Source organism: Legionella cherrii, assembly GCF_900635815.1.
GTDB lineage: Bacteria > Pseudomonadota > Gammaproteobacteria > Legionellales > Legionellaceae > Legionella > Legionella cherrii.
In genome coordinates this window covers 2,133,570-2,146,334 of record NZ_LR134173.1, presented here as the reverse complement: position 1 = coordinate 2,146,334, position 12,765 = coordinate 2,133,570, and the positions used below count along the sequence as shown (strand labels likewise).

The following is a 12,765-nucleotide window of genomic DNA, read 5'->3' as shown; positions in this document are numbered from 1 at the left end:
GGGCAAAACCCTTAACGAAACTATTAAAAGTTGTCTGATTCTTATAGCAATCCTTTGGATAGTTCATATACCAAACCTGGACCTCGATAAATCAGACCAGTGTACACCTGGATTAGAGAGGCCCCTGCATCCAACTTAGCCTGAGCCTTGTGACAACTGTCAATCCCACCTACCCCAATCAAGGTTATGGCGTCACCTACATACTGTTTCAGCAAACGCAAACATTGGGTTGATAAGTCCCATAAAGGTTCACCACTTAATCCCCCAGTTTCCTCAGCATAAGGTAAATGGTCTACCCCCTTGCGAGAGCAGGTCGTATTCGTCGCAATAATCCCTTCGATACCATAACTCAAAATCACTTCAGTCATTTGTTTTAATGTTTCTAAATCTTCATCAGGTGATATTTTAACGACTAAAGGCACATGGCGCTGAAATTTGTTGGATAATTTAATTTGTTCCGTCTGTATTTGCGATAACAAATTGGCAAAATATTCTTTCTGCTGTAATTGGCGTAAATCAGGAGTATTGGGCGAGGAAATATTGATGGTTACATAGGAAGCATACTCATATACTTTCTCCAAACAATGGATGTAATCCTCTGCAGCATGTTCTAATGGCGTATCTTTATTTTTACCTATATTAATCCCTAAAATTCCCTTATAACGTGCTTTCTTTACATGGCCCACCAAAGCATCTACACCTAGATTATTAAAACCCATGCGGTTAATAATCGCATGAGCTTCTGGCAAACGAAATAATCGCGGCTTGGGATTACCAACTTGTGGTCTTGGTGTCACTGTTCCTAATTCAATAAAAGAAAAACCCAATTTGGCCAATGCATCCAAATGCTCGCCATTTTTATCCAAACCTGCTGCCAAACCAACAACATGTGGAAATTGCAATCCCAAAGCTTCTATGGGTTTTGATTCTGCCTTTTTAAAACAAAAACGAGGCAGATAATGTAAAGCAGATAAACTAAAAGCATGAGCACGTTCAGGAGACATACTAAAAAGCAAAGGGCGTAACATTGAATACATACAAAAACCTTGAATTCCTGGATTATACTTATCCTCTACGTCCAGCGGCTTGCCCACGGGATCTAAGAATTACTCGCTATCACTGAATCCCACGGACACGCCGTTGAACGGAGGCAAAAAACGTTTTTTAATAACAGTGGATACTTTTCACCCAGACTACATCAATTAAATATCACATTTCTGTGCCCAGACCCGTAGCATTGCGTTTTCAGATTTATGCAAATGATAATCTACTTGTCTAATTTCCACACCATAACCCTGTTTTTGCAATTCCAACAATACTGGACCTAAGAATTCAGAAGTTTTTCCATCCATATCATTTAAAGGAAAAATTCGTACTTCTTTAGCTACTCTGGCTAATTCACGAATTACATTTAAATGAAATGCAACAGTTTGATCTTCCAAATCAGCAAATAAATAATTCGCGCTTAATGCAAAATCAAAAGAAAAATCAGGATAAGGTAAATGATAGTCTGCTGCGCCATAATATCGTCCTTCAGCCTTGCCTTGTTCGTAATCTGCAAAAAACGTTTTCATTCCATTTTTTCGATGCTCAAGCAATTGCTCTAAGCTTCCGCTGCGACTGAAATCGAACTGATCTTGCTCTCTGCGCACTTCATCAGCCATTTGTGCAAAAATCATAATCGCTTTAGAGGATAAAGTATCTTTATCCAAAACGAATAAAGGGTCGCAGCTTACGGCTTGATGTGCTTCTTGAAATTGTTGGGCGTTTACTGCACTCGGACCACATCCATATTCTAAAATCCTGGAATTCATGTCCTCTTGAGACAAATCAAACATCTCACGATACTCCTCAACACTATGTCCCCAGAGTACTAATTTACGCATGAATGACTCTCCTAAATAATAAATCTGAACGCTGACACTTTGGCTGTAACTACCTCCTTAATATTCGGTAGTTTTCCTTTGGCTTAAGATTAGGCGATTTTTTAAATCAGGTAAAGGAACATTTAAAATCACTACTTGCACAATAAACCCGATAATAAAAGAAACAACCTTTCACTATTTTCTCTACATTTACTTAAATTATGCCGCTCAATCTTTTGAGAGCCTATTGTATAAAAAACAATTTAAGTGGATACCTCAAATCATTTCTTCAACTTTTCCAATAAGAAAAAAGATCTGAGAAATTCTATTTTCATCTTCAACTTGATTGGGTATAGTTTAACACATTTGTAAAATTCAACAGACTACTCAATGATTAAGAGATGTGAAATAAAGCGTTTGCAAAACCCTTATCAATAAGTAGCTACAACAACAGGAAGTCATCTATGTACACAGGACCGAACTATCAACTCGGTGAAACTTACGATATGTTGCGCGACAGTGTTCATCAATTTGCTCGTGCCGAAATTGCGCCACTCGCTGCTGAAATTGACGAAAACAATACCTTTCCTAATCATTTATGGAGAAAATTAGGTGATATGGGATTATTAGGAATTACCGTCAGCGAAGAATATGGTGGCGCTAATATGGGCTATCTTGCGCATGCCATTGCCATGGAAGAAATCTCTCGCGCATCAGCTTCAATAGGTCTGAGTTACGGTGCACACTCCAATTTATGCGTCAACCAAATCTATTTAAATGGTAATCATTCGCAAAAACAAAAATATCTGCCTAAACTTATTAGTGGAGAATATGTTGGTGCTCTGGCTATGAGTGAGTCGAATTCAGGCTCTGATGTAGTCAGCATGCAATTACATGCTCGTCCAGAAGGCAATAAATATATTCTCAACGGCACAAAAATGTGGATCACCAATGGACCTGATGCCGATGTGTTAGTAGTTTATGCCAAGACGGATAAACAGGCTGCAAGTAAAGGGATCACCGCATTTCTGATTGAAAAAGGAATGCCTGGCTTCAAAACCGCTCAAAAACTCGACAAACTAGGAATGCGTGGCTCAAATACCTGTGAATTGGTATTTGAACAGTGCGAAGTTCCTGCTGAACAGATTTTGGGTGAAGTGAATCGAGGTGTTAAAGTATTAATGAGTGGCCTTGATTATGAACGGACCATTCTGGCTGCAGGTCCCGTAGGAATCATGCAAGCCTGTATGGATGTTGTTTTACCTTATGTACATGAACGCAAACAATTTGAACAACCTATAGGTGAATTTCAATTCATCCAAGGCAAATTAGCAGATATGTATACTGATCTAGGCGCTTCAAGAGCGTACTTGTATGCGATTGCCCGTGCTTGTGATCAAGGTATAGTCAGTCGTAAAGATGCGGCAAGTGTTATTTTATATACGGCTGAAAGAGCAACACAAATGGCATTACAAGCAATTCAAATCCTTGGTGGTAATGGATATATCAATGAGTATCCTACAGGACGTTTACTACGTGATGCAAAACTCTATGAAATAGGGGCCGGTACTTCTGAAATCAGAAGAATGCTTATTGGACGAGAACTTTTTAAAGAAACAGCATAAGGAAGAATGAAAATGGAACAGAATGAAATAGTAATCGTTGCAGCGAAAAGAACGCCTATGGGAGCCATGTTAGGAAATTTATCTTCACTTTCAGCTCCAGAGTTAGGGGCAATTGCACACGAAGCAGCTTTATCCCAAGCAGGTATTAGTCCAGCAGAAATCGATGAAGTAATTTCTGGTTGTGTTTTATCAGCCGGAATTGGTCAAGCTCCAGCGCGACAAGCGGCGATTAAGGCAGGATTGCCCAATTCTTCTGGTGCTACGACTGTAAATAAAATGTGCGGTTCAGGAATGAAAGCAGTAATGCTCGCTCATGACTTAATTCGAGCTGGAACTGCAAATATTATCCTTGCTAGTGGTATGGAAAGCATGAGCAATGCACCTTATCTATTGAGCAAAGCACGCTCTGGATATCGACTTGGACACGGTGAATTAAAAGATCATATGTTCCTTGATGGATTAGAGGATGCCTACGATAAAGGAAAATTAATGGGTGTTTTTGCAGAAGCTACTGCAAGTCATTTTCATTTTAGCAGAGAGCAACAAGATGAATTCGCTATTCGTTCGATGAGCAGAGCCCTGCAGGCAATAGAAAAAGGTGCTTTTAAAGAGGAAATTGCCCCAGTAACAATCAGCTCTCGCAAAGGTGATATTACGGTAACTGTTGATGAAGGTCCTGATGCTGCAAAACTGGCAAAAATTGCTCAGTTAAAACCCGCTTTTAAAGCAGATGGAACTGTTACTGCAGCCAATTCAAGTTCCATTTCTGATGGCGCAGCAAGTCTCATTTTAATGAGTGCAGGACAAGCAGAAAAACGCGGCATTAGACCTATTGCCCGTATTGTTGCTCATGCCAGTCATTCCCAAGCACCTGAGTGGTTTACCACAGCACCCGTAGATGCCATTCGCAAAGTGATGAATAAAGCATCTTGGAAACAAAATGATGTCGATCTTTATGAGATTAATGAAGCCTTTGCAGTAGTTACCATGGCAGCCATGACTCAACTTGAATTAAATCCAGAGCAAGTGAATATTCACGGCGGAGCTTGTGCCTTAGGCCACCCTATTGGTGCATCTGGCGCTCGTATCTTAGTTACATTAATACATGCTTTGAAACATCAAGGAAAAAAACGTGGTGTCGCATCATTGTGTATTGGTGGTGGCGAAGCAACGGCAATGGCGATTGAATTAATTTAAGAACAAGGTACTGTTCACCACATTTTAAATGCCTTAGGCGAAGAAAAGTCAGATTTGAACGCAGGTTGAGTCAAATGTGATTTGGTGAACGTATTGAAGGTTAAAAAAACAAATTCTCCCCAGTTCCACATAGGTAGCTGGGGATTTGATATAAAAAGGATGTACATGCTACGACACAGTCTTATCTACCTGTTACTCAGTATTTTGGTAGTATTATTTGCCAAATACGCTCATCTCGTTATTGTCTATGTTGATATGTTTTTCACATACGTTAATTTGAAATTAACGCCCATATTCAGCCAAACGGGTTGGGGTCTTGTGATTCGCAAAATTTTAGTTCTTGTCTTGTTACCATTAATTATTACCGCCATTCCAGCACTCATTTATAGACTGATAAAAGGTGGCGACATGCCACACTTTATTGCGATTACATGGGTTATTTGGACAATCATCGTTTTAAGTGATATTTTGGTACGATAAGGAATTCAGCATGGCAAAATTAATCAGTCAAATTAATACAGGCAGTCAAGAGTTCAAAGCAAACCAAACAGCCATGCAAGCTTTGGTGGATGAGCTACACAATCGAATTCAGCAAATTGCTTTAGGTGGTGATGAGAAAGCGCGTGCCCGACATTTAAAACACGGTAAATTACTCCCAAGAGAACGACTACAACAATTACTAGATCCTGGGAGTCCTTTTCTTGAACTCTCCCAACTTGCAGCCTACCAAGTGTATGATGATGTCGTTCCTGCCGCAGGAATTATCACTGGAATTGGATGGATCGCAGGCACTGAATGCATTATTGTTGTGAATGACGCTACGGTAAAAGGCGGTACTTACTATCCATTAACCGTCAAAAAACACCTCAGGGCACAAGAAATTGCACAAATCAATCATTTACCCTGCGTTTATTTGGTTGATTCAGGAGGCGCTTACTTACCTCATCAGGATGAAGTCTTTCCTGACCGGGATCATTTTGGTCGGATATTTTTTAATCAAGCACAAATGTCGGCACAAAACATCCCGCAAATAGCAGTAGTTATGGGCTCTTGTACTGCTGGAGGAGCTTATGTACCTGCCATGGCTGATGAGTCCATTATGGTCAAAAATCAAGCCACAATTTTTCTTGGTGGCCCACCTCTTGTCAAAGCAGCAACGGGTGAAGTCATTAGTGCCGAAGAACTAGGTGGTGCAGAAGTCCATTGCAGGCATTCGGGGGTCGCCGATCACTATGCGGAACATGATGCGCATGCACTCCATTTAGCACGGATTGCCATAGCCAATTTAAACCGTAAAAAACCGCAACAGTTAAAACGGATAGAAACGATAGAACCCCTCTATGACAGTAAAGAACTTAACGGCATAGTTCCTGCTGATCCCAGAAAACCTTTTGATATTCGTGAAATCATTGCACGCATTGTTGATGGCTCTGAATTTGATGAATTTAAAGCACTTTTTGGTACGACATTAGTTTGTGGCTTCGCCCACTTGTATGGCTATCCCGTAGGAATTATTGCCAATAACGGCATTCTATTTAGTGAAAGCGCGCTCAAAGGGACTCACTTTATTGAGCTGTGTTGCCAACGCAAAATCCCATTGATATTCCTACAAAACATCACTGGCTTTATGGTGGGTTCAAAATATGAAGCATCTGGTATTGCCAAGCATGGCGCCAAGATGGTAACTGCCGTTGCTAATGCTCATGTTCCTAAATTTACCGTCATTGTTGGCGGAAGCTTTGGCGCAGGAAACTATGCGATGTGCGGGCGCGCTTATAACCCTAATTTTCTATGGTCGTGGCCTAACTCACGCATTTCGGTAATGGGTGGCGAACAGGCTGCTAATGTTTTAGCACAAGTAAATCGGGATAAATTGGCAAAACAAGGAAATAACTGGCCTGTGGAAGACGAAGAGCGTTTTAAAGAGCAGTTGCGTTCTCAATATGAAACTCAGGGAAATCCTTATTATGCGAGTGCTCGATTATGGGATGACGGGGTTATCGCTCCGCAAGATACACGTAAAATATTAGGACTGGGCCTATCAGCAGCCTTAAATGCCCCTATTGAACCAACACGCTTTGGCGTATTTCGTATGTAAGGAGGGCACCACGTGAGTGATTTGTTGTATGAAATACAGGAACACTTGGGTTTAATTACGCTAAATCGAGTGAGTAAACATAATGCGTTTGATAATCTGCTCTTAAGTGAAATGCAACATCAGCTTAATGCTGCAATTGCTGATTCTAATGTGCGCGTTATAGTACTCAAAGCCAATGGCAAACATTTTTCTGCAGGTGCTGATTTAGCGTGGATGCAAAACATGGCTCTTTACAGCGAAGAAGAAAATCAAAAGGATGCCATGGTCCTCGGGAATCTAATGTACACTTTAAATACGTGCCCTAAACCTACTTTAGCCATGGTACATGGCTCCGCTTTTGGGGGAGGAGCGGGTCTTGCCGCAGCATGTGACATAACGATAGCATCTCAATCTGCACGTTTTTGCTTTTCCGAAGTTAAATTAGGCCTGATACCCGCAGTCATAAGCCCCTATGTTGTTCAAGCCATAGGCGAACGTAGTGCAAAAGCACTGTTTATAAGTGCGGAAGTCTTTGATGCGTCTAAAGCATTGTCATTAAATCTAGTACAACACTGTGTTCCCGAAGAAAAATTGTTGGAGTTCACACTCAGCTATGCAAATCAAATCAGTAACAATGCACCAGAGGCGGTAAGGGCTTCAAAACAGCTAGCACGTTACGTAGCAAATCAAAAAATAAATGAAGAACTTGTTCATTACACTGCTTCATTGATAGCTCAGAAAAGAGTATCTGCTGAAGGACAACAAGGACTCAATGCATTTTTAAAAAAAGAAACACCAAACTGGGGCTAGATGCCATACCCCTTGTAGTAAAACACCGTCATCCCGAGTGTAATGAAGGGTATTCACGGTGTAGCACCGTGTAACGATGGAAGATCCCTAGTTACACTCGGGATGACGGCAGAAGATCCTGGAGTACGCTGTGATAATCCAGGTTAGAAGGCACAAAGCACCCAAGTTACAAAACACTTGGACTAAAAGTAAAAAATTAATGAGGCACTAATGTTTAATAAAATTCTTATTGCCAACCGCGGTGAAATTGCATGCAGAATCATCAAAACGGCCCGTTCTATGGGGATCCACACGGTAGCTATTTATTCCTCGGTTGATAAAGACAGTCTGCATGTACGTCATGCTGACAGTGCATATTGTGTAGGCGATGCACCTGCTAAAGAAAGTTATCTGAATATACCGAATATTATCCATATTGCTAAGGAATGTGGAGCTCAGGCCATTCATCCAGGTTACGGTTTTTTATCCGAAAACCCTGAATTTGCTCAAGCATGTAAAGAGGCAGATATCGTTTTTATTGGTCCGTCAGTAGAAGCTATGGAAGCAATGGCTTCCAAGCAATTGGCCAAACAATTACTGGAAAACACTAAGGTTCCTCTAACACCTGGTTATCATGGCAGTGCACAAGCAGAAGATACATTGCTTGCTGAGGCTAAAAAAATAGGGTTTCCTGTCTTAATCAAGGCAGCGAATGGTGGTGGCGGTAAAGGGATGCGCGCGGTCCATCACGAATCAGAGTTTAGCGCAGCCTTAGCTGGTGCAAAACGTGAATCTATGGCAAGTTTTGCCGATGATACCATGATCATTGAAAAGCTGGTTCTTAATCCACGTCATGTTGAATTACAAATCATGGCAGACAATCATGGCAATGTGGTTCATTTGTTTGAGCGTGATTGCTCCATTCAACGCAGACATCAGAAGATTATTGAAGAAGCACCAGCACCTAATTTACCCGCATCGCTACGACAAAAACTTGCTGAAGCAGCTTGCGAAGTGGCACGATCAATAAAATACAGTGGCGCAGGTACTGTTGAATTTTTAGTTGATAGTTCAGGACATTTCTATTTTATGGAAATGAATACGCGATTACAGGTAGAACATCCAGTAACTGAACTAATTACCGGACTGGATTTAGTCGCTTGGCAATTGAAAATTGCCGCTAATGAACCACTCCCCTTGCCGCAAGATAAGATTGAGGCACATGGTCATGCAATAGAATGTCGCATTTATGCTGAAGACCCGCACCATGATTTTATACCATCAATAGGACAAATCCACTTTTTGCAAGAACCTTCCGGAGATGGCATTCGTATTGATACAGGGGTACAAATGTCATCGCAAATTACCATGTACTATGATCCGATGATCGCCAAATTGATTGCATGGGGAGCCAACCGTGATGAAGCATTACATCGATTAGAGCAAGCTTTATCCCATTATTTTATTGGTGGTGTAAAAACAAACATCCCCTTTTTACAAACAATTTGTCACCACCCTAAATTCAGAAAGGTTGAACTGAGTACTGACTTTTTAAGTAAAGAAGAAATTAAACTGCCAACAGCAGATAAAGAAATGGCTTTACTCATGGCCGTAAGTTTTGATTATTTAAACACGATAAACGCAATCCAAGATCCTTTATTACAAGAAACCTTCGCTTGGCAATCACAAATCTCAAGTCACTGGATATGGCACTATAGAGACAAGGATGACTTGCTTGAAACATTAATTACTCCAATCAATAAAAATCAATTTAAAGTACGTTTAAAAGCACAAGAGTATCTGATTCACGGTCATTTAACTGGCAATCAGCTCCGTATTGAAACTGACGGACAAAATTATCAGGCAATCGTTGAAAATAAAAATCAATCTTTGACCTTGTATACGAGTCAGTGGCAAATTACTATTGATCGGTTTAATTGGGGAACTTTAGGTGCAGAAGTTACTGCTCACAAAGGACAGCTGACAGCACCAATGCCAGCTACTGTAGTCGCCGTTTTAAAAAATATTGGTGAACGTGTGAAAGCCGGTGAACGTTTGATCGTCCTCGAAGCAATGAAAATGGAACATACCATTCATGCCCCTGCTGATGGCATTTTATTGGATATATTCTATGATGTAGGTGCCCAAGTGAATGAAGGAGAGGAGTTACTGTCATTAAGTGAAGAGGATTCTTAACTAGAGAAAATTATGGACTATCCGCAAAACGTAACCATTATAGAAGTTGGGCCACGTGATGGCCTGCAAAATGAGTCATCTTTTGTATCCAGTAAGCACAAGATTGAATTAATCAATTTGTTAAGTGAATCTGGCTTGCAATATATTGAAGTGACGAGTTTTGTCTCTGCAAAAGCAATTCCACAATTAGCGGACCATAATGAAGTATTTTGCGCCATAGATAAAACCCCATCCATACACTACTCCGCCCTGGTGCCTAATGAGCAGGGCATGCTCAAGGCATTGGAAGCCGGTGTGAAAGAAATTGCAGTATTTACTGCAGCAAGCGAACAATTTAATCAGCGAAATATTAATTGTTCGATTGCTGAAAGTATTTCACGTTTTAAACCAGTTCTTGCTTTAGCAAAAGAAAACAACATCAGGGTAAGAGGCTATATTTCCTGTGTCCTAGGTTGTCCTTATGAAGGCAATGTAGCACCGGCAAAAGTAGCGGAAGTCACTCAAGAACTAATCGATTTGGGTGTAGATGAAATCTCATTAGGGGATACTATAGGTGTAGGAACCCCTCATCAGACTCACTTATTACTGGAGCAAGTACTTAAATTCTTACCACTAAATCAATTAGCAATGCATTTTCATGATACTTATGGGCAGGCCATAGCTAATATTTATACTTCATTACAGCACGGAGTACATCGTTTTGACAGCTCCGTTGCCGGACTCGGGGGTTGTCCCTATGCACGTGGGGCTAGCGGTAATGTAGCCACCGAAGATGTTCTCTATTTAATGCATGGTTTAGGAATAAATACCGGTGTGGATATCTTTAAAATTGTAACTGCAGGCGATACCATCTGTAAGATTTTAGGACGTAAAAATCAATCAAAAGTTGCAAATGCTATGTTAGCCAATCCTTGTAGTTGAACTCTTAAAAAATCTAGGTGAAAAGACAAATTTGAGTGGTGGCTATGTATCAGATTCAGATGGCTTGTAACCCGAGGTACACCCCGTAGAGCAATCGTTTCAATAAAGAAGAGAGAATGAAACATGAATGAAACCGTATGGAAGCCCAAACATCCGAAAGAAAGCAAGATGTGGCAGTTTATGGAATTTGCTGCAAAAAAGAACAGCCAAATTTTTGCAAATTATCGAGACTTGCATACCTGGTCCATCAAACATCCTGACTCTTTTTGGCCAACGCTTTGCGATTTCTTTCATCTACAGTTTGATACTGAACCCTATCAGATTCTAAGTCATAAAAGTGAAATGATAAACGCACGTTGGTTTGCTGGAGCTCAATTTAATTTTGCTGAAAAACTTTTATCACGCAAAGATAAACATCCGGCCCTAATTAGTCTTAATGAAGACAATACCAAACAAGTAATTAGCTATGAGCAATTATATAATTTGGTAGCGCAATGTGCTGCAGGTTTAAAAGCGGTAGGAGTTACCGCAGGTGATCGTGTCGCTGCGCTGATGCCAAATACCTCACATACCATTATTGCCATGCTTGCTGCCACCTCTTTAGGTGCGATCTGGTCCTCTTGCTCACCCGATTTTGGCGCTCAAGCGGCAATCGATCGACTGGGCCAAATCGATCCCAAAGTACTCTTTATTTGCGACGGGCACCAGTATCAAGGAAAGAAACACAATGGGGCCGAAAAGATCAAACAACTTAACGATGCCATTAGCTCGCTCAAACAAATTGTAATTTGTCCTAATATAAATGAACCCGTAGATGTCTCTACCCTACCTAAAGCACAATATTGGAATGACTTTCTTCGTCCCGCAACTCATTGTGAATTTGTTTCTTTGCCGTTTGAACACCCGATTTACATTATGTTCTCCTCAGGAACTACTGGTAAACCCAAATGTATTGTTCACGGAGCCGGTGGAACGCTTCTGCAGCATCTTAAAGAATTAGGATTACATACTGATCTTAGGGATAAGGACAACTTATTTTTTTATACTACGTGCGGTTGGATGATGTGGAATTGGACTGTTTCCGCACTGGCCTTGGGAGCTACGCTCACTTTATATGAGGGCTCTCCTACTTATCCCGAAAGCAATCGTTTATTCAAACTTATTGAAGAAGAGCAAGTTACTGTTTTTGGCACCAGTGCTAAATTCATTTCTTCAGTAGAAAAAGCAGGAGTTAAACCTCAAGATGAGTTTGATTTAACTCATTTGCGATGCATACTTTCTACAGGCTCCCCTCTTTTACCTAGAAATTATGATTACGTTTATCAACACATCAAAGACGATGTGCAACTCTGCTCTATCTCAGGTGGAACAGATATTATTTCTTGTTTTGCCTTAGGTAACCCCATACTGCCTATTTATAGAGGTGAGTTACAGTGTCTCGGCCTTGGTATGGCCGTTGATGTTTTTGATGAACAAGGGCATCCTGTTCATGAAGAGCGTGGAGAGTTAGTCTGTACTGCGCCCTTCCCCTCCATGCCGGTTGGTTTTTGGAATGATCCCGAAAAAATTGCTTATCAACGTGCTTATTTTGAACGGTTCCCCGGAGTATGGGCACATGGTGATTTTGCAGAGATTACTGCACACAATGGATTAATTATTTATGGGCGTTCAGATGCTGTTTTAAATCCTGGAGGGGTACGTATTGGTACTGCTGAAATATACAGGCAGGTAGAAAAAATTGATGAAGTACTTGATAGTGTTGTAATTGGCCAGGACTGGCAAGACGATGTACGTATTATTTTGTTTGTTAAATTGCGTGATGACATGGAGCTTACTGAGGAATTAATCAACAAAATCCGTTTAACGATTCGTCAAAATGCCTCACCAAGGCATGTCCCAGCAAAAATAGTGCAAGTTGCAGATATTCCTCGCACGATTAGTGGCAAAATCGTTGAATTAGCTGTTCGACAAGTGGTTCATGGCTTACCGGTAAATAATCTACAGTCTCTGGCCAACCCCCAGGCTTTGGATTATTTTAAAAATCGTGAAGAGTTACAGAAATAAAATAGCCTGAGTGCTTTGCCCAACAAAGGAG

10 protein-coding genes are annotated in these 12,765 nt (G+C 40.8%); 8 read left to right on the top strand and 2 right to left on the bottom strand.

Annotation, left to right across the window (positions count from 1 at the left end):
• Positions 1-41: 41 nt before the first annotated feature.
• Together EL022_RS09055 and EL022_RS09050 are read right to left on the bottom strand one after the other, a co-directional pair.
• Positions 42-1,037 carry a quinone-dependent dihydroorotate dehydrogenase gene (locus EL022_RS09055; RefSeq protein WP_028381989.1) on the bottom strand — a complete coding sequence of 332 codons (996 nt, stop codon included), beginning with the start codon at positions 1,035-1,037 and terminating at the stop codon, positions 42-44.
• 165 nt (positions 1,038-1,202) lie between these two features.
• Positions 1,203-1,886 carry a hypothetical protein gene (locus tag EL022_RS09050; RefSeq protein ID WP_028381990.1) on the bottom strand — a complete coding sequence of 228 codons (684 nt, stop codon included), beginning with the start codon at positions 1,884-1,886 and terminating at the stop codon, positions 1,203-1,205.
• Positions 1,887-2,329: 443 nt separating this feature from the next.
• Between EL022_RS09050 and EL022_RS09045 the strand changes: the two genes are divergently transcribed.
• From EL022_RS09045 to EL022_RS09010, 8 genes are all read left to right on the top strand, one after another.
• The gene (locus tag EL022_RS09045; RefSeq protein WP_028381991.1) at positions 2,330-3,490 is read left to right on the top strand and encodes an isovaleryl-CoA dehydrogenase; all 1,161 of its coding nucleotides are present in this window, start codon (positions 2,330-2,332) and stop codon (positions 3,488-3,490) included.
• A 12-nt stretch (positions 3,491-3,502) separates the two neighbouring features.
• Positions 3,503-4,687, top strand: coding sequence for an acetyl-CoA C-acyltransferase (locus EL022_RS09040; protein ID WP_028381992.1), 1,185 nt, complete (start codon positions 3,503-3,505; stop codon positions 4,685-4,687).
• Positions 4,688-4,852: 165 nt separating this feature from the next.
• Complete coding sequence (locus tag EL022_RS09035) at positions 4,853-5,167, top strand: hypothetical protein (RefSeq protein WP_028381993.1); 315 nt, start codon at positions 4,853-4,855, stop codon at positions 5,165-5,167.
• A gap of 10 nt (positions 5,168-5,177) precedes the next feature.
• Entirely contained in the window at positions 5,178-6,785 is a 1,608-nt protein-coding gene (locus tag EL022_RS09030; RefSeq protein WP_028381994.1) for a carboxyl transferase domain-containing protein, read from the top strand.
• Positions 6,786-6,797: 12 nt separating this feature from the next.
• Complete coding sequence (locus tag EL022_RS09025) at positions 6,798-7,574, top strand: enoyl-CoA hydratase-related protein (RefSeq protein ID WP_028381995.1); 777 nt, start codon at positions 6,798-6,800, stop codon at positions 7,572-7,574.
• Between the two features lie 210 nt (positions 7,575-7,784).
• Complete coding sequence (locus EL022_RS09020; protein WP_028381996.1) at positions 7,785-9,749, top strand: acetyl/propionyl/methylcrotonyl-CoA carboxylase subunit alpha; 1,965 nt, start codon at positions 7,785-7,787, stop codon at positions 9,747-9,749.
• 12 nt (positions 9,750-9,761) lie between these two features.
• A complete protein-coding gene (locus EL022_RS09015; RefSeq protein WP_028381997.1) occupies positions 9,762-10,670 on the top strand; it encodes a hydroxymethylglutaryl-CoA lyase in 909 nt (302 codons plus the stop codon).
• A 123-nt stretch (positions 10,671-10,793) separates the two neighbouring features.
• Positions 10,794-12,734, top strand: a complete 1,941-nt coding sequence (locus tag EL022_RS09010; RefSeq protein WP_028381998.1) for an acetoacetate--CoA ligase — start codon at positions 10,794-10,796, stop codon at positions 12,732-12,734.
• Positions 12,735-12,765 lie beyond the last annotated feature (31 nt).